The organism is Xanthomonas sp. MLO165 (assembly GCF_018831305.1).
In the GTDB taxonomy this organism is placed as follows: Bacteria; Pseudomonadota; Gammaproteobacteria; order Xanthomonadales; family Xanthomonadaceae; genus Xanthomonas; species Xanthomonas arboricola.
This window is the reverse complement of record NZ_CP029263.1, coordinates 2,720,936-2,740,659: the sequence shown is the minus strand read 5'-3', so window position 1 is coordinate 2,740,659 and position 19,724 is coordinate 2,720,936. Positions and strand designations below refer to the sequence as shown.

17 protein-coding genes and 1 tRNA gene are annotated in these 19,724 nt (G+C 66.6%); 10 read left to right on the top strand and 8 right to left on the bottom strand.

What is annotated here, in order from left to right:
• Window positions 1–45 precede the first annotated feature (45 nt).
• On the bottom strand, window positions 46–660 hold the full coding sequence (locus tag DGN21_RS11585; RefSeq protein WP_016901619.1) for a glutathione S-transferase family protein: 615 nt from the start codon (window positions 658–660) through the stop codon (window positions 46–48).
• A gap of 99 nt (window positions 661–759) precedes the next feature.
• Between DGN21_RS11585 and DGN21_RS11580 the strand changes: the two genes are divergently transcribed.
• From DGN21_RS11580 to DGN21_RS11550, 7 genes are all read left to right on the top strand, one after another.
• Window positions 760–1,728 carry a WYL domain-containing protein gene (locus DGN21_RS11580; protein ID WP_160954575.1) on the top strand — a complete coding sequence of 323 codons (969 nt, stop codon included), beginning with the start codon at window positions 760–762 and terminating at the stop codon, window positions 1,726–1,728.
• A gap of 49 nt (window positions 1,729–1,777) precedes the next feature.
• Window positions 1,778–2,764, top strand: coding sequence for a lytic transglycosylase domain-containing protein (locus tag DGN21_RS11575; RefSeq protein ID WP_215824926.1), 987 nt, complete (start codon window positions 1,778–1,780; stop codon window positions 2,762–2,764).
• A gap of 375 nt (window positions 2,765–3,139) precedes the next feature.
• Window positions 3,140–3,784 carry a ubiquinol-cytochrome c reductase iron-sulfur subunit gene (gene petA, locus DGN21_RS11570; RefSeq protein ID WP_024939275.1) on the top strand — a complete coding sequence of 215 codons (645 nt, stop codon included), beginning with the start codon at window positions 3,140–3,142 and terminating at the stop codon, window positions 3,782–3,784.
• Window positions 3,784–5,043 carry a cytochrome bc complex cytochrome b subunit gene (locus DGN21_RS11565; RefSeq protein WP_024939276.1) on the top strand — a complete coding sequence of 420 codons (1,260 nt, stop codon included), beginning with the start codon at window positions 3,784–3,786 and terminating at the stop codon, window positions 5,041–5,043. The genes petA and DGN21_RS11565 overlap by 1 nt, the downstream gene beginning before the upstream one ends.
• On the top strand, window positions 5,036–5,794 hold the full coding sequence (locus DGN21_RS11560; protein WP_180969728.1) for a cytochrome c1: 759 nt from the start codon (window positions 5,036–5,038) through the stop codon (window positions 5,792–5,794). The genes DGN21_RS11565 and DGN21_RS11560 overlap by 8 nt, the downstream gene beginning before the upstream one ends.
• A gap of 387 nt (window positions 5,795–6,181) precedes the next feature.
• Window positions 6,182–6,817 (top strand): glutathione S-transferase N-terminal domain-containing protein, encoded by a 636-nt coding sequence (locus DGN21_RS11555; protein ID WP_024939278.1) that lies wholly within the window; start codon window positions 6,182–6,184, stop codon window positions 6,815–6,817.
• A gap of 78 nt (window positions 6,818–6,895) precedes the next feature.
• Window positions 6,896–7,336 (top strand): ClpXP protease specificity-enhancing factor, encoded by a 441-nt coding sequence (locus tag DGN21_RS11550; protein ID WP_016901612.1) that lies wholly within the window; start codon window positions 6,896–6,898, stop codon window positions 7,334–7,336.
• A gap of 202 nt (window positions 7,337–7,538) precedes the next feature.
• Here DGN21_RS11550 and DGN21_RS11545 read toward each other — a convergent pair whose 3' ends face one another.
• Complete coding sequence (locus DGN21_RS11545) at window positions 7,539–7,919, bottom strand: DUF3301 domain-containing protein (RefSeq protein WP_039516191.1); 381 nt, start codon at window positions 7,917–7,919, stop codon at window positions 7,539–7,541.
• Between the two features lie 366 nt (window positions 7,920–8,285).
• Between DGN21_RS11545 and DGN21_RS11540 the strand changes: the two genes are divergently transcribed.
• Entirely contained in the window at window positions 8,286–12,680 is a 4,395-nt protein-coding gene (locus DGN21_RS11540; RefSeq protein ID WP_184551099.1) for a DEAD/DEAH box helicase, read from the top strand.
• On the opposite strand, the gene DGN21_RS11535 is transcribed toward DGN21_RS11540, so the two are convergent.
• Window positions 12,620–13,240, bottom strand: coding sequence for a DNA-3-methyladenine glycosylase (locus DGN21_RS11535; protein WP_160954572.1), 621 nt, complete (start codon window positions 13,238–13,240; stop codon window positions 12,620–12,622). The two genes, DGN21_RS11540 and DGN21_RS11535, sit on opposite strands and share 61 nt — an antisense overlap.
• A 300-nt stretch (window positions 13,241–13,540) precedes the next feature.
• Here DGN21_RS11535 and DGN21_RS11530 point away from each other — a divergent pair, with 300 nt between their 5' ends.
• On the top strand, window positions 13,541–15,199 hold the full coding sequence (locus tag DGN21_RS11530) for a methyl-accepting chemotaxis protein (protein WP_160954571.1): 1,659 nt from the start codon (window positions 13,541–13,543) through the stop codon (window positions 15,197–15,199).
• 11 nt (window positions 15,200–15,210) lie between these two features.
• Complete coding sequence (locus tag DGN21_RS11525; RefSeq protein ID WP_160954570.1) at window positions 15,211–15,720, top strand: chemotaxis protein CheW; 510 nt, start codon at window positions 15,211–15,213, stop codon at window positions 15,718–15,720.
• A gap of 222 nt (window positions 15,721–15,942) precedes the next feature.
• Here the strand turns inward: DGN21_RS11525 and DGN21_RS11520 are convergent, their stop codons facing one another.
• The 5 genes from DGN21_RS11520 to rnd form a co-directional block, all read right to left on the bottom strand.
• Window positions 15,943–17,022: a diguanylate cyclase gene (locus tag DGN21_RS11520; RefSeq protein WP_160954569.1), complete on the bottom strand. Its 1,080-nt coding sequence runs from the start codon at window positions 17,020–17,022 to the stop codon at window positions 15,943–15,945.
• A 204-nt stretch (window positions 17,023–17,226) separates the two neighbouring features.
• On the bottom strand, window positions 17,227–17,403 hold the full coding sequence (locus tag DGN21_RS11515; RefSeq protein ID WP_162839012.1) for a hypothetical protein: 177 nt from the start codon (window positions 17,401–17,403) through the stop codon (window positions 17,227–17,229).
• A 172-nt stretch (window positions 17,404–17,575) separates the two neighbouring features.
• A tRNA-Ala gene (locus DGN21_RS11510) sits at window positions 17,576–17,651 on the bottom strand.
• 88 nt (window positions 17,652–17,739) lie between these two features.
• Window positions 17,740–18,141 carry an H-NS family nucleoid-associated regulatory protein gene (locus DGN21_RS11505; RefSeq protein ID WP_039516171.1) on the bottom strand — a complete coding sequence of 134 codons (402 nt, stop codon included), beginning with the start codon at window positions 18,139–18,141 and terminating at the stop codon, window positions 17,740–17,742.
• A gap of 473 nt (window positions 18,142–18,614) precedes the next feature.
• Window positions 18,615–19,709: a ribonuclease D gene (gene rnd / locus DGN21_RS11500; protein ID WP_160954568.1), complete on the bottom strand. Its 1,095-nt coding sequence runs from the start codon at window positions 19,707–19,709 to the stop codon at window positions 18,615–18,617.
• Between the last annotated feature and the right edge of the window lie 15 nt (window positions 19,710–19,724).

The window sequence follows — 19,724 nt, the reverse complement described above, 5'->3', positions numbered from 1 at the left end:
GATAGCCGCACAGTTTACCCGCTTGCGCCGGGCCCGTCCGCTTGGTCAGGCCTTGGCGTTGGTGGCCTCGGCGCGCGCGAACGCCGGCCGGTCGGCCATGCGGGCGATGTAGGCGCGGGTGCTGGCAGGCGGGTCGATCAGGCCGAAATCGACCATCCAGCCCAGCGCGCCGCCCCACAGCACATCGGCCGCGCTGCAGCGCTGGCCCAGGAGATAGTCGCCCTTGGCCAGCTGCGCATCGATCACCTGCAGCACCGTGGCGCAGTCGGCGTAGGGCGAGATCGAGCGCGGCGGCGCATCGCGCTTCATCGCGCGGTCGATGATCGCCGGCTCGAACGCCGAGCCGTAGAAGGCCAGCCAGCGCAGGTAGGCGCCGCGATCGGCATCGCCCGGCGCCGGCGACAGCCCGGCTTCCGGATACAGCTCGGCCAGATACTGGTAGATCGCGCCCTGTTCGGTGACCACGCTGTCGCCATGCCGGATCGCCGGAATCTTGCCCATGGGGTTGATCGCCAGGTACGCGGGCGCGAGTTGCTCGCCCTTTTCCAGATTGACGATCTGCAGGTCGTAACTGGCGCCGAGCTCTTCCAGCAGCACCAGCACGCCGCGCGAACGCGAACGGGGATTGTGGAACAGGGTGATGTGGCGCTGGTCGGACATTGCGGTTTCCTTGGTGGATGCGGAAGGCATAGAGAACGAGGTGCCAGGCAATCCTACGCAGCTATTGCGGACAGTTTCTGTCCGCAATACGGTAACGCGATGGCCTCGACCGCTGCCCGCTTGTTGCGTCTGCTTGCGCTGCTGCAGGGCGGCCGCAGTTGGTCGGGCGTGGCGCTGGCCGAGCGGCTGGAACTGCATCCGCGCAGCGTGCGGCGCGCGATCGAGCGCCTGCGCGAGTTGGGTTACCCGGTGCATGCCGTGCCCGGCGCCGGTGGCGGCTACCGGCTGGGGCAGGGTGCGGCCGCCCTGCCGCTGTTGTTCGAAGAAGACGAGGCGCTGACGGTGGCGATCGCGCTGCGCGCAGCGGCTCCGGCGATACGCGGCATGGATGCGGCGGCGGCGCGGGTGCTGCGCAAGCTCGATCCGCTGTTGCCGCGGCGCAGCGGCCAGCGTGCCAGTGCGGCGCACGCGGCCACCGCCAGTCTGCCGGTCACCGGGGAGGTGGGTGCCCTGGTGGATGCGGCGCTGCTGGCGCAACTGGCCAGCGCCTGCCGCGACCGGGTCACGCTGCGGCTGGACTATCGCCGCCACTCCGGTGCCCCGATCACGCGTTGCGTCGAGCCGGCCCTGCTGGTGAATTACGGGCGGCGCTGGTATCTGCTGGCCTGGGATTGCGAGCGCCAGGACTGGCGCACCTTGCGCGCCGACCGCATCGACCGGGCCGAGACGACCGGCGCGCAATTCGTCGCTCGCGCACTGCCGGAAGAACCACTGCAACTCCTGCGCAAGGCAATCGGCGAGTCGCCGTTTCCGTGCCGGGCCCGGGTACGCCTGCACGGCACGCTGGAGGTACTCGCCGCGCGCATCCCGCCCTGGCTGGGCGCGCTGGAAGCCGACGGGCCGGCGCATTGCTGGTTGGGCCTGGGTGCGCCGAGCATGCCGGCGCTGGCGGCCAACCTGCTGCTGCTCGACCTGCCGTTCGATGCGATCTGCCCGGACGCCGTGCGCGTGCCGCTGGCCGAGGCGCTGAACGCGTTGCGGACGCGGCTGGAGCCGCTGCCCGGATAACCGTGGCGGCCACTTGGCAAGCCCCGGCCAAGCTGGGACACTCCGCCGCATGAAGGGGATGTCAAGATTGCTGGGGCTGTTACTCGTCACGTTGCCGGCAGCGCCGGTCTGCGCCGGCACCTTGTACAAGTGTGTCAGCGGCGACGGAATCACCAGCTACCTGAGCAAGCGCCAGAGCGGCGCGACCTGCAGCGTCATCAGCAGCTACACCCCGGAGCGATCCGCGCGCCGCGCGCCGGCGGCCATGGCTCGCCCGGCGCAGGGCATGGCCGCCGGCCCGGAGCGCGCCAGCACCTCGATCGACAGCGGCGCGCCGGCCACCATCATCAGTCAGCCGGTTGGCCAAGCGCCACGCCGCGCTGCCGAGGTCGCCTCGGCGGTGACGCCGCGCGCGCTGCCGGTGGCGGAGACCTCGGTCGTGCAGGCACCCGCCGCCGCGGTCAATCCGCGCCGGGTGGTCAGCGGGCAGGTCTATTCGTATATGAAGGACGGCGTGCGTCACTACACCAGTGCGCGCCCGCGTCAGGTCGCCAGCATCGAAGGCCTGCGCACCATCCATTACAGCTTCATCGAAACCTGTTACGCCTGCGCGGCCAAGCCCGGCGTCAATTTCGGCGCGATCCGGCTCAACACCAATGCCTATCAGCAGGAAATCACCGCAGCCGCGCGCGAGTTCGGGGTCGAGGAAGCGATCGTGCGCGCGATCATCCATGCCGAGTCGGCCTACAACCCGCTGGCACTGAGCCGGGCCGGCGCGCAGGGGCTGATGCAGTTGATGCCCGGCACCGCGCGCCGCTTCGGCGTCAGCGATGCCTATGATGCAACGCAAAATATTCGCGGTGGCGTGCAATATCTTTCGTGGTTGCTGAAGCGCTTCAATGGCGATCTCACGCTCGCCGCTGCCGCCTACAACGCAGGCGAGGGCGCGGTGGATCGCTATGGCGGCGTGCCGCCTTACAGCGAGACCCAGCGCTACGTCCAACGCGTCGGCGTGCTGGCCGGACGCTATCGTGGGCAGACCACGGCGGCCAACTGAGCCGTGTGCTTTGCATGCATCTGCGCGCGCTGCGGCCTGCTTTGACAGTCGCGCGCCGAAACGGACGTCATGCGGCCACCAGGCCGCGCAGGCCGCCGTTGCACCGGCGCGATAGTGCAGCCAACGCGCAGCATGTCTGCAACTGGCGCGGTCTTTTTTGTCAGCACTGGGTCACAGCTGTACTCCTTGTGCAGGCCTGGCGCGTGACGTGATCGAAGCGTGCCTGCATCCAGTGTTTGCACTGCGCCGGTTCGACTGCGTACATTGCGTTGTCTGTGCATTAAGCGTTCCGCTACACTGCGGTCGATTCATCGCGGCTGGACCCCCGCCAGCCGTTGGCAGCCTCACGCTACCTAATCAAGATCGGAGAGCCGGATGGCCAACGATGGGGTTAACGCACCTGCTGATATCGGGCGTCGTCGGTTCTTGACCGCGACAACGGCCGTGGTCGGTGCGGTCGGAGCAGGATTTGTCGCAGTTCCGTTCGTGAAGTCGTGGAATCCCAGCGCACGCGCCAAGTTGGCCGGTGCCCCGGTGACCGCCGACATCAGCGCCTTGCAGGAAGGGCAACGGCTGGTTCTGGAATGGCGCGGTCAGCCCATCTGGATCGTCAAGCGCTCCAAGGCGATGCTCGACGCACTGCCATCGCTGGATGACCGGCTCAAGGATCCCAAGTCCGAGAACAAGGACCAGCAGCCCGACTACGTGCTGAAGAACCCCGAGTACCGCTCGATCAAGTCCGACATCTCGGTGCTGGTCGGGTTGTGCACGCATCTGGGCTGCTCGCCGGAAATGGTCGCCGAGATCCGCCCCGAGCCCTACGACCCGCAGTGGAAGGGCGGCTACTTCTGCCCCTGCCACAAGTCGCGCTTCGACATGTCCGGCCGCGTCTTCGACGGCGTGCCGGCACCGATCAATCTGCTGGTGCCCCCACACCACTACGTGGACGACAACACCCTGGTGATCGGCGTCGATCCCGACGCTGCCGGTACGTCGGCCAACAGCACGGGGGCTGCCTGATGAGCAATATTTTGGTCCGTACCGCCAACGGTGTGTTCGATTGGGTCAACGAACGCGCGCCCGGGCTGATGCCCATGTACCGCAAGCACGTCAGCGAGTACTACGCGCCGAAGAACTTCAACCTCTGGTACTACTTCGGCTCGCTGGCCATCGTGGTGCTGGTCAACCAGATCGTCACCGGCATCTTCCTGACGATGCACTACAAGACCAGCGCCGCCGATGCGTTCGCCTCGATCGAATACATCATGCGCGACGTGGAGTGGGGCTGGCTGATCCGCTACATGCACAGCACCGGCGCCTCGCTGTTCTTCATCGTGGTGTATCTGCACATGTTCCGCGGGCTGATGTACGGCAGCTACCAGAAGCCGCGCGAGCTGGTGTGGATTCTCGGCATGCTGATCTACCTGGTGCTGATGGCCGAAGCCTTCATGGGCTACGTGCTGCCGTGGGGGCAGATGTCGTTCTGGGGCGCGAAGGTGATCATCTCGCTGTTCGGCGCCATCCCGGTAATCGGCAACGGGCTGACCGAATGGATCATGGGCGATTATCTGCCTGGCGATGCCACGCTCAACCGCTTCTTCGCGCTGCACGTGATCGCACTGCCACTGGTGCTGTTGCTGCTGATCGTGCTGCACATCGGCGCGCTGCACGAGGTGGGCTCCAACAATCCCGACGGCGTGGAGATCAAGAAGGGGCCCAAGGGCAACCGCTGGGACGCGCACAAGCCGGCCGACGGCATCCCGTTCCATCCGTACTACACGGTCAAGGATCTGGTCGGGGTCGGCTTTTTGCTGCTGATCGCTGCCTTCATCATCTTCTTCGCGCCGGCGTTCGGTGGTTTGTTCCTGGAACACGACAACTTCACCGAGGCCAATCGCCTGGTGACCCCGGAGCACATCAAGCCGGTCTGGTACTACACGCCGTACTACGCGATGTTGCGCGTGGTCCCCAACAAGCTCGGCGGCGTGCTGGTGATGTTCTCGGCGATCGCGATCCTGTTCCTGGTGCCATGGCTGGATCGGGCCAAGGTGCGCTCGATCCGCTACCGCGGCTGGATCTCCAAGGTCGCGCTCGGCGTGCTGGTGGTGTGCTTCGTGTGGCTGGGCGTGATCGGCTCCGGTCCTGGCACCGACGCACACGAAACCTATGTCGGGCGCGTGCTGACCTTCCTATACTTTGCCTTCTTCATCACCATGCCGGTGTGGACGCGGCTGGACAAGACCAAGCCGGTGCCGGAGCGGGTGACCACCCATGACTAATTCCAACGTGAAGTCATGGACGTTGCGCGTGGTCGCCCTGTTGTGCGGGCTGACCCTGGCCGCAGGGGCGCTGGCAGCCGAAGGCGGAAAGGTGCAGCAGGCCGGCAACGACCTGAGCGACCGAGCCTCGCTGCAGCGTGGCGCGCAGTTGTTCATGAACTACTGCTCCGGCTGCCACTCGCTGAAGTACCTGCGCTATTCGCGCATGGCCAGCGATCTGGGATTGAGCGAAGAAGAGGTCATGACCAACCTCAACTTCACCGGCGCCAAGATCGGCGAACACATCGAAGGCACCATGCCGCACGATGCGGCCACCAAGTGGTTCGGCAAGGCGCCGCCGGATCTGACCTTGATCGCCCGCGTGCGTGGCACCGACTGGGTCTATACCTATCTCAAGTCGTTCTACCTGGATCAGACCCGCCCGCTGGGCTGGAACAACCAGCTGTTTCCGAATGCCTCCATGCCCAACCCGCTGTGGGAGCTGCAGGGCCTGCAGCAGGCGCAGTTCGGCCCGCCCGACAAGGCGACCGGCGACAAGCCGGTGCAGGCGCTCAAACTCGGTCAGCCAGGGCGACAGACGCCGGTCGAGTTTGATCAGACCGTGCGCGATATCGCCAACTTCCTCGAATACGCCGGTGAACCGGCGGCCCTGAAGCGGCAGAGCATGGGCGTGTGGGTGATCCTGTTCCTGGCCTTGCTCACCTTCATGGCCTACCTGCTGAAGAAGGAATACTGGAAGGACGTGCACTGACTGGTCTGCAGGCCGGTCATCGGCTGCAGAGCGCATCGACCATGCATGCGCAAATCATGCAACGGCTGCAGCAAACCGACCGCTGAGCCCCTCTTCCCGCGGGAGAGGGGTTGGGGTGAGGGTCGGCAAGCAATCAACGTGTCGGTTGACGACAAATCGCCTCTGCCTCATCCGATGTCGTGCACCGGCGGTCGCACCGTTGCGACACGCGCACGTGACCGGAAGCTGCATCTCGGCGCAACAAGCGGCCTGTCCGGGCATTAATCGGCCCTATCACTCTTGGCTTTTGCGTGACGTGATTGCACACTCGAAGGACCGTGGTGACGGTCGGCGTTGGGCCGGCCGCGCCGATGCGGCCGGCGGATTCCGGTCGTCGGAGAGCCTTGAATGGCGACGAGTGTGCGTATGCGGAATACCTTGACTTTGTTTTCGTCCAACGACGACGTGTTGTGCCACCGGGTCCGTCTGGTCCTGGCGGCGAAAGGGGTGACCTACGACCTGGTGCCGGTCGACCCGCAAAATCCCCCGGAAGATCTGATCGATCTCAATCCCTACCATTCGGTCCCGACCCTGGTCGAACGCGACCTGGTGCTGTACGCGGCATCGGTGGTCAGCGAATACCTGGACGAGCGCTACCCGCATCCGCCGTTGATGCCGGTCGATCCGCTCTCGCGCGCGCGTCTGCGTCTGGCGATGCTGCGGATCGAGCACGACTGGGTGCCGCAGGTGCAGGCCATCCAGCTCGGCAACAAGACCCAGGCCGAGGCCGGCCGCAAGCGCCTGAAGGAACTGCTCACCGCGTCGGTGCCGCTGTTCAAGGCCAGCAAGTTCTTCCTCAATCCGGAAATGAGTCTGGCCGATTGCGCGATGGCGCCGATCATCTGGCGACTGGACGCGTTGGAGATCGGCCTGCCCAAGGACGGCAAGGCGATCGAAGACTACGGCAACCGGATCTTCCGCAATCCCGGCTTCATCCGCAGCCTGACCGATCAGGAAAAGAAACTGCGCGACCTGCCGGGCTGATGCGACGGCTGTATGCCAACAGACCGATGCCCCAACGCGCAGCCGCCGCTGCGGGCCGTGTGCGGGTAAAATGACGTCATGAGCGAAGATTTCCCCCGCATGACCAGCCATCGCCCGTACCTGCTGCGGGCCTTGGTCGAATGGATCAACGACAACGGCATGACCCCGCACGTCCTGGTGGACGCCGGGCTGCCCGGCGTGCAGGTGCCTGCCAGTGCCGTCAAGGACGGCCGCGTGGTGCTGAACATCGCCGAGCGCGCTGTGGTCGGGCTGCAGGTCGACAACGAAAGCGTGCAGTTCACCGCGCGCTTTGGCGGCGTCAGTTACCCGGTGATGGTGCCGATGGCCGCGGTCCTGGCGGTGTATGCACGCGAGACCGGGCAGGGCATGGCCTTGCCGGACGATATCCCCGGCACCAGTACCGAGCCGCCGGATCCGGGTGCACCGCCGCCAAGCGCGCCTACGCCGGACGAGCCGCCGAGCGCGGGCAAGCGTCCGCATCTGCGCGTGGTCAAGTAGCTGCACGCACGAACGCGCATCGCGCGTCCGTGCGTTGTTGCGCCATGTACTCGTGTGGCTCGCATCGCACGTGTTTCCACCAAAGCACGCCGTTGCATGTGTGCATCGGCGTCGTGGATAGTGGCAGCAACGCTGATCTTCAGTCGCGCGGCACTGCATGCAGGCCAAGTGCCTGCAGACGCATATATCGACCCAATCGCGGTCAGTTCAGGCGCTGATGGTCCGGGCTCAACGGCGTTACCGTGGCCACCTGCGGTCCGGTGAAGGCGATCAATTGGTCGCCGCGCAGTACCAGGCGGCCGCTATGACGGTCGATGCCGTCGTAGGAATACTCGAACCGGAACGTCCGCTCGAAGCCCAGCCAGCCATTGGGCTTGCGGCAGATGCGGATGTTGGTGGAATGCACGCTCTGATCCAGCCATTGCACATCGGCGGCGCGGCAGGCATTGCGGCCGAGGATATCGGCACGTTCGGCCGCTGCGCGCGAGGAGTTCCAGAACGCGTACAGCGCGGCGCCGGCAATCATGAAGAGGATAAGGCTGGGCATGGCGTCAATGTGCCATGGCCTGCGCCCGATCGACAATCGTCGCGCCGGGCCGCAGCGTTGCGTTGACGGCTAGTGGCTGGCGACCTGATGCACCGGCCGGCATCCGCCGCTCGTGCAGGCATCCCTTCGCTGCACCAGCAACGGCTGTCGTCACGTCGCGCAAGTGCTCGGCATCGCGCCAGGTCGAACTGGAGTTGACGGGAAGGTTGCAGCAGGTCGATCCGGTGCAGCGGACGCACCGGGCTTGGCCGCTGCGCAGTCAGGTCGACAGCCGCTTTAACCATTCACCGCCATTCCCGCGCTCGGCTTGTGTCGGGCGCAGCGCAACCCCATTCATTGGGCTTCGCCCCGTTGAATCCACACGCCGCTTCTGGCCTGGCATCGCGGCCTGCGGCATCGCCTATGCATCCTGTCCTGCAGCAGTTCCATCCTGTCGTGGCTGCGTGGTTTGCGCAGACCTTCGCTGCGCCCACGCCGGCGCAGATTGCCGCGTGGCCGGCGATCCAGGCCGGACGCCACACGCTGGTGGCCGCGCCGACCGGCTCGGGCAAGACGCTGACCGCGTTCTTCGCGGCCATCGATGCCTTGATCCGCGACGGCCTGGCCAATGGCGGCGCGCTGCCGGACGAAACCCGCGTGGTTTACGTCTCACCGCTGAAGGCCTTGTCCAACGACATCCACCTCAATCTGGATGCGCCGTTACAGGGCATCCGCACGGCGCTGGTCGCGAGCGGTCTGCCGGATGTCGCGGTGCGCACGGCGGTGCGTACCGGCGACACCCCGCAACGCGAGCGGGTGCAGGCGCGCCGCACGCCGCCGCATATCCTGGTGACCACGCCGGAGTCGCTGTATGTGCTGTTGGGCTCGGCCTCCGGGCGCACTGCGTTGCGGCATGTGCGCACCGTCATCGTCGATGAGATCCATGCGGTGGCGGCGGACAAGCGCGGCAGTCATCTGGCGCTGACCCTGGAGCGATTGCAGCGGCTGGCCGAGCGCCCGATCACGCGCGTCGGGCTGTCGGCCACGCAGAAGCCGATCGAGACCGTGGCGCAGTTCCTGGTCGGGGCGGGCGATGCCGGCCGGCCGCCGCAGTGCGAGATCGTCGATATCGGCTACACCCGCCGGCGCGATCTGGCCCTGGCCTTGCCGCCGACGCCGCTGAGCGTGGTGATGTCCAACGATCAGTGGCTGCAGGTGTATGCCGATGTCGCCACGCTCGCGCAGCAGCATCGCACCACGCTGGTGTTCGTCAACACGCGGCGCATGGCCGAGCGCGCTGCGCGCCATCTTGGCGATCTGCTCGGCAAGCAGCGCGTCGCCGCGCACCACGGCAGCCTGTCGCGCGAAACGCGTCTGTTGGCGGAGCAGCGACTCAAGGCCGGCGGCCTCACCGTGCTGGTGGCCACTGCATCGCTGGAACTCGGCCTGGATATCGGCGATGTGGACCTGGTCTGCCAGCTCGGTTCGCCGCGCTCGATCGCCACCTTCCTGCAGCGTGCCGGACGCTCCGGGCATGCGGTTGGCGGCACGCCGAAGGCGCGCCTGTTTCCGCAGACCCGCGACGAACTGGTCGAATGTGCTGCATTGCTGGACAGCGTGCGCCGCGGTGAGCTGGACGCCTTGCGCATTCCGCTGGCGCCGATCGATGTGCTTGCACAACAGATCGTGGCCGAGGCCGCGTGCGAGGACTGGGACGAAGATGCGCTGTTCGCCTTGGTGCGCCGCGCCTGGCCGTTCGCGCAGTTGAGCCGCGCGCGCTTCGATGACGTGGTGCGCATGCTGTGCGACGGCTTCAGCACACGGCTCGGGCCGCGTGCAGGCTACCTGCATCGCGATGCGGTGCATCGACGCCTGCATGCGCGCCGCGGCGCACGCATGACTGCGCTGACCTCCGGCGGCACCATCCCAGAAACCGGCGACTACAGCGTGGTGCTGGAACCGCAGGCCGAAAAGATCGGCACGGTGAACGAGGATTTTGCGGTCGAAAGTCTTACCGGCGACGTGTTCCAGCTCGGCAATGCCAGCTACCGCATCCTACGCGTGGATGCCGGGCGCGTCCGGGTGGAGGACGCCAAGGGCGCGCCACCGAATATCCCGTTCTGGCTGGGCGAGGCGCCCGGCCGTAGCGACGAATTGTCGGCGGCGGTGTCGCGTTTGCGTGGCGAGATTGCGCTGCGGCTGGATAGCCCGCCACATCAGGCGGCCTGCGACTGGCTGCACACCGTGCTGGATCTCTCGGTGGAAGCGGCACGCCAGCTGGTCGAGTATCTCGCCCATGCCTGCACCGCGCTGGGCGCGATGCCCACCCAGCAGTGCCTGGTGATGGAGCGCTTCTTCGATGCCAGCGGCGGCACCCAGCTGGTGATCCACTCGCCGTACGGCAGCCGCATCAATCGTGCCTGGGGGCTGGCGTTGCGCAAGCGCTTCTGCCGCACCTTTAACTTCGAACTGCAGGCCGCCGCGACCGAGGATGCGATCGTGTTGTCGCTGTCCACCAGTCATAGTTTTGCCCTGGAGGAGGTGGCGCGCTACCTGCATTCGTCATCGGCAGAGCATGTGTTGATCCAGGCCTTGCTGGATGCGCCGCTGTTCGGCGTGCGCTGGCGCTGGAATGCGACCAATGCGATGGCGCTGCCGCGCTTTGCCGGTGGCAACAAGGTCGCGCCGCAACTGCAACGGATGAAGTCGGAAGATCTGCTGGCGACGGTGTTCCCCGATCAGGTCGCCTGCGCGGAGAATCTGGTCGGCGAGCGCGAGGTGCCGGATCATCCGTTGGTGGCGCAGACACTGGAAGACTGCCTGCATCAGTCCATGGACAGCGAGGGCTGGTTGCAGGTGCTGCGCGGGCTGGAGTCGGGGTCGATCACGTTGGTGGCGCGCGATCTGGCGGCGCCGTCGCCGCTGGCGGCCGAAGCCTTGAATGCGCGTCCGTACGCATTCCTGGACGACGCACCGCTGGAAGAACGCCGCACCCAGGCCGTGCAAAGCCGTCGCTATACCCCGCAGAGCAGCGACGACCTGGGGCAGCTCGATCCCGAGGCGATCGCCTCGGTGCGCGAACAGGCGTGGCCGCAGCCGCGCGATGGTGAAGAAATGCACGAAGCGTTGGTCGGGCTTGGCGTGCTTCCGGTCGATGAGGCGGGCGATGCGCACTGGCAGGGCTGGCTGGCTGCACTCGCAGGCGATGGGCGTGCCAGCTGTCTTGCGTTCGACGGTGTGCCCGCGCTGTGGATCAGTGCCGAGCGCATCGACTGGTTTGCGCCACTATATGCGCATGCATCCGCACAGCCGCCGCTACAGGCGCCGGCAGATTGCCGCGTTGCCGACTGGCAGCGCGACTGGGCCGTGCGCGAGCTGCTGCGCGGTCGTCTGTCTGCGGTCGGCCCGGCGCAGGTGTCGGCCCTGGCCGGCGCCTTGCGTTTGCCCGAGTCCGAGATCGTGCTTGCCCTGGCCGCCCTGCAGCGCGAGGGCTATGTCATGGCCGGCCATTTCAACGCGCAGGCGCAGGCGGAAGAGTGGTGCGAACGCCATCTGCTGGCGCGCATCCATCGCTATACCCTGGGACGTTTGCGCCGCGAGATCGAGCCGGTGGCACAACGCGATTACGCGCGGTTCCTGTTCGAGTGGCAGCACCTCGACAGTGCCAGCCGGGTGGCGGGGCCGGACGCATTGGCTGGCGTGGTCGGGCAGCTGGAAGGTTTTGAGGCGCCTGCGGTGCTGTGGGAGAGCGAGCTGCTGCCGGCACGCGTGCGCGACTATCAACCGGCCTGGCTGGACGAGCTGTGCACCGCCGGGCGCACCGTGTGGGCGCGGCTGCGGCCCGGTGGTGGCCGCAGCGGTGCCGCGTTGCGCAGCACGCCGATCGTGTTGCTGCCGCGTCGCGAGGCGCAGCGCTGGAGTGGCCTGGCACGCGATGCCGACGACGCGCCGTTGGGCTCGCGCGCGCAACGGGTGGCGGAGGTGCTGCGGCAGCAGGGCGCCTTGTTCTTCGACGAGATTGCCGATGCGGCCCGCCTGATGAGCACCGAGCTGGAAGATGCCCTGAGCGAACTGGTGATGCGCGGGCGTGCGCATTGCGACAGCTATGCCGGGCTGCGCGCGCTGCTGGTGCCGGCCTCCAAGCGGCCCTCGGCGCTGTCGCGCCACCGACGCCGCGCCAGCGCGCTGGGCATTCGCGATGCCGGCCGCTGGGCGCCGGTGCGCGCGCTGCCGGAGCTGCCGCTGGCCGAAGCCGGCGAGCGCCACCAGGACATGCTCGAACATGTGGCGCATACCTTGTTGCGGCGCTACGGCGTGGTCTGCTGGCGGCTGCTGGAGCGCGAGGCGGCGTGGCTGCCGCCTTGGCGCGAGTTGCTGCGCATGTATCAACGGCTGGAAGCGCGTGGCGAGATCCGTGGCGGGCGTTTCATCGCCGGGCTGTCCGGCGAGCAGTTCGCGTTGCCGGATGCGATCGCGGCGCTGCGCCGCGTGCGTGCGCAAGCCTTGCCGCAGCAGTGGGTGTGCGTCAGTGCGAGCGACCCGAGCAATCTGTTGGGCAGCGTCCTGCCGGGCGAGCGCGTGGCGCGCGTACCGGGCAACCGTGTGGCGTATCTCGATGGCCTGCCGATGGCGGTGTGGGTGGCAGATCGCTTCCAGCCGCTGCAGGACCTGAGCGACGAACAGGCCGAGCAGGCCTTGCGCCTGCTGCAGCGTGGGCCGGGCGCCGCCGAGCAGACGCCGATGGAGCAATGGCTGGCTCAGTCGCCCGGCAGCACCGCGCGTGCGCCGGTCGCGCGCGGTAGCGGACGCGACAGATAGGGGTTGTCTGGGACCACCCAGCGCCACGGCGCATCCACCGCCTTGCGGATGCCGATGCGCGGCGTCGCCAGCGCTGCGGAGGGCGGTGGCATGCCGTCGTCCTCGATCCACAGACGTGCGCCTGCGTCGGTCAGATCCAGCCCGTTGTCCGTCGCGCTCACCGCGAACGCCTGGGCCAAGCGACCGGGACCGGTGGTCAAGCTCTTGAGTGGAGCGGCGTTGCGCGCGGCCTGCATGGTGGCGATCCCGGCCAGCGGTTCGAGTGCGCGGATCAGCACCGCGTGCCCGGGCGCACCACCGCACACCGCGTTGATCGCCCAGTGCATGCCGTAGATGAAATACACATACAGATGCCCCGGTGCGCCGAACATCACCTGCGTGCGCGGGGTCATGCCGCGAAACGAATGCGCGGCCGGATCTTCGCTGCCGCAATACGCCTCGACCTCGGTGATACGTCCGCGGCGTCCGTCCGCGCTGACCAATACCTTGTTGAGCAAGCGCGGCGCGACCTGGCGGGCATCGTGCGCATAGAAGCTGCGTGGAAGTGCTTGTAATGACATGCGCCAAGCCTAACCGCGCAGTCGTGATGTCCCAGCGGACTGTTCCGGACACGGCAGGAACCAGGGGTAGGAATTTTCCGAACGCGATCCGTACGAGCGCGTGACCGGTCACAAAAGCGCATATCCGATGGTGTGAATACGCGGTTAAGTGCCGTTTGCGTCTCAAGCGCGTTTTGCCGTCGCCGATAGCCATTAGCGATTGGTTAGACAAGCCGCACACAGTGAGCGGCACCCGCACCAGGCCACCGGGCGACCCTGCAACGCAGGTCGCGCATGCACCACCTTCAAGAGAACTCCCCAATGTTAGGCAACTTCAGAATCGGAACCAGGCTGATCGTGGCGTTCCTGATCGTCTCGGCGATCGGCGCAGGCATCGGGTGGGTGGGTTATTCCAACTCCGGTCGGATCAGCGACCTGTCGACCTCGCTTTACGAGCGCGAGCTGCTCGGCTTGTCGAACGTCAAGGAGGCCAATATCAATCTGATCTACGCCGGCCGCGCACGTGCCAATCTGTTGCTGGCCAGCAGCGCCGAAGAGCGCCAGTCGCATGTGCAGAACATCGACAAGTACACCGCCAAGGTGGTCGATTACATGACGCGCGCGCGTTCCAGCTTCCAGACCGAGGAAGGCAGGAACAAGCTGGCGCAGTTCGACCGCGCCTGGCAGAAATACCTGGAAGAGCGCGGCCGCTTCATCGACGCCGCCAACCGCGAAGCCTTGCGTGACGCCAACCCGGAACTGGCCGAACTCTCGCGTGCGGTGCGTGCCAGCTCGGATGAAGTCGATACCTTGATGACCGATCTGAGCGGCCTGCGCGAGCGCAGCGCTGCCTCGGCCAATGCCGAGGCCGGCAGCATCCACGCGCGCAGCTCCAAGCTGCTGATGGCCATCATCTGCGGCGGTGTGCTGCTCGGCGCGGTTCTCGGCGTGGTGATCAGCCGCAGCGTCACCGGCCCGATCCGCCGCGCGGTAACGGTGGCCAACGGGCTGTCCGAAGGCGATCTGACCATGCGCATCGACGTGCATGGCCGCGACGAAACCGCGCAGCTGCTCGAAGCGATGCGCACGATGGTGCAGAAGCTGTCGCAGGTGGTCGGCGAGGTCAACACCAGTGCCGAAACCCTGGCCAGCGCGTCGGAGGAAGTCAGCGCCACCGCGCAGTCGTTGTCGCAGGCCGCCAGCGAACAGGCCGCCGGTGTGGAGGAAACCAGCGCCTCGCTGGAGCAGATGACCGCATCGATCAGCCAGAACACCGAAAACGCCCGCATCACCGATGGCATGGCCACGCAGGCCGCGAAGGAGACCATCGAAGGCGGCGAAGCGGTGGTCGCCACCACCCAGGCGATGAAGCAGATCGCGCAGAAGATCGGCATCATCGACGACATCGCGTATCAGACCAATCTGCTCGCGCTCAATGCAGCGATCGAAGCGGCGCGCGCCGGCGAACACGGCAAGGGCTTTGCCGTGGTGGCCGCCGAGGTGCGCAAGCTGGCCGAACGCAGCCAGGTGGCCGCGCAGGAGATCGGCGAGGTGGCCAGTTCCAGCGTCGAACTGGCCGATCGCGCCGGCCGTCTGCTCGACACCATCGTGCCCAGCATCAAGCGCACCTCGGACCTGGTGCAGGAGATTTCGGCGGCTTCCGAAGAGCAATCCTCCGGTGTCAGCCAGATCAATTCGGCGGTGGTGCAGCTGAGCCAGACCACCCAGCAGAACGCCAGCGCATCCGAAGAACTGGCCGCCACTGCCGAGGAAATGAGCGCGCAGGCCGAGCAGTTGCAGCAGAGCATGGCGTTCTTCCGCCTGGGCGGGCAGGGGCCGGCGAGCACGCCGCCCAAGCGCGGCAAGGTGGCGGCCGCACGCCCGGCACGTGCGCCCGGTGCGCGCGGCTGGCGCAGTGACGCAGCACCGGCCTATGCGATGTCCGAGGGCCCGGACGAAGGCCAGTTCGCCCGCTTCTGAGAGACCGATCGATGACTGCACAGACCCCCGATGTGATGCCTGGCGACGCCGATGCGGCGGCCCAGTACCTGACCTTCCAGCTGGATGGCGAAACCTTCGCCATCAGCATTCTTGGCATTCGCGAAATCATTCAGTACCGCGCACCCACGCCGGTGCCGTCGATGCCGGCCTGCGTGCGCGGGGTGATCAACCTGCGCGGTGCGGTGGTGCCGGTGGTGGATCTGCAGTCGCGGCTGGGGCGTGCCGACAGCGCGATCGGCAAGCGCAGCTGCATCGTGATCCTGGCCACCGAGCAGGCGCAGGGAACGCAGGTGATCGGGGTGCTGGTCGATGCGGTCAACGCGGTGATCGAACTGGCCGATCAGGACATCGAAGCGGCGCCATCGTTCGGCACGCATATCCGCCGCGACCTGCTGCGCGGCATGGGCAAGGTGGGCGAGCGCTTCGTGGTGCTGCTGGAGATGGAGCAGGTGCTGCAGGTGGACGAAATCGCCGGCACCACCGATGCCCTGGCAGCCTGAGCCTGGCCAAGCGCAGCTGGCGATACGGCTGCCGCCTGGCAGCTGATCGCTACACGCGTTAGCCACGCAAGACAGGCGCGCTGGCGGGTGTGTGTGCACTGCGGTCGTAAGTGGAAAGCCTGCAGCCGTACACAGGCATCGATCTAGCGATTCAAGGTTGCGCAGTCGTGTCGATCAGCGCCCTGCTGGCCTACCTCGCCGAGCCCACGCGCGGTCTGCCGCTCAGTCCTGCAGATGCCAGCCATTGAAGCGCTGCACGCGGTTGCGTCCATTGCCGATCGCGCCCTGCAGGGCGTGCCGCGCGCGCGCCAGCAAGGCATTGCTGTCGAGCGAGGCACCGGCTGCCACCTCGACCAGCCCTGCGCTGATCGTCAGTGCGCCGGCTGGCCAGCTGGCCGCTTCGATCGCCTTGCGCACAGCCTCGATCAGCTCCATTGCCGTGGTTGCCGCTGTTTCCGGCAAGGCAATACAGAGTTGATCCCGGCTCAATCGTGCCACCGTGGCGGCATCCGGTAACTGCGCTTCGATCACCCTGGCAGCCTGGATCAGCGTTGTATCCGCTGCCGCGGCGCCCGCCTGCAATCTCAGCCGTTTGAAGCCATCCAGCTCGATCAGCGCCAGGGCGAGCGATGGCGTGGCGGCAGTGGGCGAGCTCTGTGCGTGTGTCTGCAGCGCATGTTCCAGACCGGCGCGGTTCCACATGCCGGTGAGTTCGTCGCGCAGCGCGTCCAGCTCGACCAGCTTGGCCGCACGGCGCAGCTCGATGGTGTCGACGACCTGCCGTGCCAGCGCCTGCAGTGCGTCGCGCTCGGCTGCCGACAGGCGCCGGGGTGTGCGATCCAGCACGCATAGCGTGCCCAGCGCGATCCCATCGGAGGTCAGCAGCGGGGCGCCGGCATAGAAGCGGATCTGCGGCTCGCCGGTGACCAGCGCATTGCCCACGAAGCGCGCATCCTGGTGGGTGTCGCCAACCTCCATCACCTGATCGGGTTCGAGGATCGCGTGCGCACAGAACGACAGTTCGCGCGGGGTTTCGCGTGGCGCCATGCCCAGTTTCGATTTGAACCACTGGCGCTGCGTGTCGATCAGCGAAATCAGGGCCATCGGCGTCCCGCAGACCTCGGCCGCGCTCGAGGCGAAGGCGTCGTAGACCGGCTCCGGTGCAGTGTCCAGCAGCTGGTAGTCCTGCAATGCGGCCAGACGTTCGTCTTCGTTCGCCGGCAGCTGCGCTGCAACGGCGGCGTTGCGCGGCAGCAGCGTTGCGTGGAAGAGGTGCAACGCGGACGCGTCAGGAATCTGCATGGATAGACCACCGGAACAAGGCGCCGTCAGGCGATGGATGTGCGCATGGCGATACCGTGTCTTGGACCGTCGCACGCGTTGGTTGGCGCAGACCTCATCCACCCCAGCGGATGACGCCCGTCACCGATCTTGCCACATCGGGCAGGGCAGGTCAGTGGCAGCGACTCCACGCTGACGCGCTGCAGGGCCGCCTCGCCGGGCGCCTCATTCGCCCTGGCCGTCGTTGCCCTTGGGGCGGCGGGTTTGTTCGTCATGGATCTGCATGTCCTTCTGCCCGGGGCGCTGCTTGGCGGCCTCATCCTGTTTGCGATCCTGCTGGCTCTCCGAAACACCGTGCTGATTGTCGGCGGCCTTGTCGGGCTGGCTCTGCTTGTTGCTCATGGCTTACGTCCGGGATGGTGATGAAACGGACGTTAGCGCGCGCGATGTGATCCTAGCGACATGGCCGTACCGGGGCCTGGTATGCACCAGGCCGACGCGCTGCCGGTGCAGGGACCCAGAACGGAAAAGCCCCGGAAACATGACGTTTCCGAGGCCTTTACGATTGAAGCAATGGTGGAGCGGAAGGGGATCGAACCCTCGACCTTCGCGATGCGAACGCGACGCTCTCCCAGCTGAGCTACCGCCCCACGTGCCTGGATTCTAACCACATGTCGCGCGATTCGCCAAGCAGTCCGGCGACCTGGATCGCCGCCCGCAGGCGCGATCCTGCGGCAATCACTCGCGGACCAGCGGGAACTTGAGGTCCGGGTTCTTGGCCTTCCATTCCTTGTACGACACCGAGCCTTCCCAGGCGGCGAAGGCCTTGGGCGTGCGGCCGCGGCCGGACCAGGTCTCGCCGGTGTGCGGCAGTTCGTACTTCGGCTTGACTTCGCTACGGCCGCTCTTGACCACTTCCTTGCGTGCAGCGGTGGTACCCAGGTAAGCGGCAATATCGTTGCGCTGCTTGGTGTTGAAATGGCCGGCAAACTGCTCAAGCAGCGAGACAATGGTGGCATGCGCAGAGGATGCCTCGCTCGCGCGCTCGGTCTTTTCCTGTTCTTCCAGCTTCTGCAGCTCGTCCAGCAGCTTGGCTTTGGCTTGTGCGATGGAATCCAGTTTGGAAGTGGTATTGCTCACAGAGGTATGGCCTCGGAATAAGGGGGTGGAGACGTTGCCCGATGGGCACGCGTCATTATGGCATGTGGCCCGGGGGCGGCCGTTGCGTGTGCCTGCACCTGCACATGACGCGAGCAGGCTATTCACAGGGTCTGGTCGCGGGTTCGCAGTGTCCTGGCGAGGTCGCCGAGCATGCTTGCGCAGGCGGCGACCCCGGCCGTAACGATACAGCAGCAGGCCAGGCGGGATGACATCTCCGTGCGGCGCCGGCCAGAGATTGACTGCATGATGGCCAACCATGTCCGATGGACTGCGCCGGTTTCGATAGCGCGCTGTGCAAGGGCAGATGCGGCAATGCAAAGAGGATGCTGCTTGAATTTCTGATCTGATCCGCGGTCGGCGATGTGCAGACGCAGCTGGCGTACGGCCGTCTGCGCCTTGCCCGCATCACCACGGCCGCGTGGGATGCGCGGCCTAGCGACCACTACATCACCTCACTGCGCTGCAGCGTCTTCCAGCAGCGGCGTCAGCTGCGCTTCCAGCGCTTCGCGGCGCCATTGCCCCAGCGGTGCGGGCCAGCTGCGCTGTTCGATCAGGGTTTCCAGATGCCGGCGCGAGGCCAGGATGCCGTCGGGCAATCCCAGCTCGCGGCTGCGCTGGGCCACCGCATCCTGCAGGCGCTTGAGCACGGCCTTGTTGCCGTCGGTGGCGGCTTGCGCCAGCGGTGCATGGTCCTCGTCGGGCAACGGCGTGCTGAGCGCTTCCCACACTGCGGCGGCGAGCTTGCGCGGCGCCTTGGGAAACTTGTCGAACTGGCGCAGCAAGGCGTCCAGATCGGCGGGCGGAAAGCGCGCCAGCTGGCTGGCCAGTTCGTTGTCCAGGATCCAGCTGCGCGGGCGATCGCTCTGGCGCGCCTGCAGGTCGCGCCAGCGCAACAGGCGCAACAGGCGGCGCTGCGCTGCAGGCTCCAGGAACTGCGCGGTGCGCAGGCTCACATGCGGCCAGCGCTCGCCATCGTCATGCTCCACCGTGGCGAGCAGGCGCTCGGCGTCTTCGGCCAGCCAGCCCAGGCGATCCTGCTCGGTCAGGCGGCGGGTGAGTTCGTCGTGGATGGCGAACAGGTAACGCACATCGTCGGCGGCGTATTCCAGCTGCGCCGGCGACAGCGGGCGACGCATCCAGTCCGAGCGCGTCTCGCCCTTGGTCAGCAAGGTGCCGGTCACTTCCTGCACCAGTTTCTGATAGCCCATGCCACCCCCCACACCTGCCAGCGCGGCGGCGATCTGGGTATCGAACAATGGCCGCGGCAATACCCCGCACGCACATTTGAAGGTGACCAGATCCTCGCTGGCGCTATGCATCACCTTGACGATGTCGGTGGCGGTCAACCATTCCCTGAGCGCCTCGTTCATGCCCGGGATCAGCGGGTCGATCAGCAGGATCTCCTCGCCGATGGCCATCTGCACCAGCGCCAGTTGCGGCCAGTAGGTGCGTTCGCGAATGAATTCGGTATCCAGGCCAATGCGGGACGGACGCGATGCCTGCAGGCGTTCGCTCAGCTCGGAGGGGTGGGTGATCCAATGGGGCACGTGATTTCCGTCGAC

What these genes read in the sequence shown, in the direction of transcription:
- DGN21_RS11585 (WP_016901619.1), bottom strand. Translation starts at nt 660, where the DNA reads ATGTCCGACCAGCGCCACATCACCCTGTTCCACAATCCCCGTTCGCGT.
- DGN21_RS11580 (WP_160954575.1), top strand. Translation starts at nt 760, where the DNA reads ATGGCCTCGACCGCTGCCCGCTTGTTGCGTCTGCTTGCGCTGCTGCAG.
- DGN21_RS11575 (WP_215824926.1), top strand. Translation starts at nt 1,778, where the DNA reads ATGAAGGGGATGTCAAGATTGCTGGGGCTGTTACTCGTCACGTTGCCG.
- petA (WP_024939275.1), top strand. Translation starts at nt 3,140, where the DNA reads ATGGCCAACGATGGGGTTAACGCACCTGCTGATATCGGGCGTCGTCGG.
- DGN21_RS11565 (WP_024939276.1), top strand. Translation starts at nt 3,784, where the DNA reads ATGAGCAATATTTTGGTCCGTACCGCCAACGGTGTGTTCGATTGGGTC.
- DGN21_RS11560 (WP_180969728.1), top strand. Translation starts at nt 5,036, where the DNA reads ATGACTAATTCCAACGTGAAGTCATGGACGTTGCGCGTGGTCGCCCTG.
- DGN21_RS11555 (WP_024939278.1), top strand. Translation starts at nt 6,182, where the DNA reads ATGGCGACGAGTGTGCGTATGCGGAATACCTTGACTTTGTTTTCGTCC.
- DGN21_RS11550 (WP_016901612.1), top strand. Translation starts at nt 6,896, where the DNA reads ATGAGCGAAGATTTCCCCCGCATGACCAGCCATCGCCCGTACCTGCTG.
- DGN21_RS11540 (WP_184551099.1), top strand. Translation starts at nt 8,286, where the DNA reads ATGCATCCTGTCCTGCAGCAGTTCCATCCTGTCGTGGCTGCGTGGTTT.
- DGN21_RS11535 (WP_160954572.1), bottom strand. Translation starts at nt 13,240, where the DNA reads ATGTCATTACAAGCACTTCCACGCAGCTTCTATGCGCACGATGCCCGC.
- DGN21_RS11530 (WP_160954571.1), top strand. Translation starts at nt 13,541, where the DNA reads ATGTTAGGCAACTTCAGAATCGGAACCAGGCTGATCGTGGCGTTCCTG.
- DGN21_RS11525 (WP_160954570.1), top strand. Translation starts at nt 15,211, where the DNA reads ATGACTGCACAGACCCCCGATGTGATGCCTGGCGACGCCGATGCGGCG.
- DGN21_RS11520 (WP_160954569.1), bottom strand. Translation starts at nt 17,022, where the DNA reads ATGCAGATTCCTGACGCGTCCGCGTTGCACCTCTTCCACGCAACGCTG.
- DGN21_RS11515 (WP_162839012.1), bottom strand. Translation starts at nt 17,403, where the DNA reads ATGAGCAACAAGCAGAGCCAGCCCGACAAGGCCGCCGACAATCAGCAC.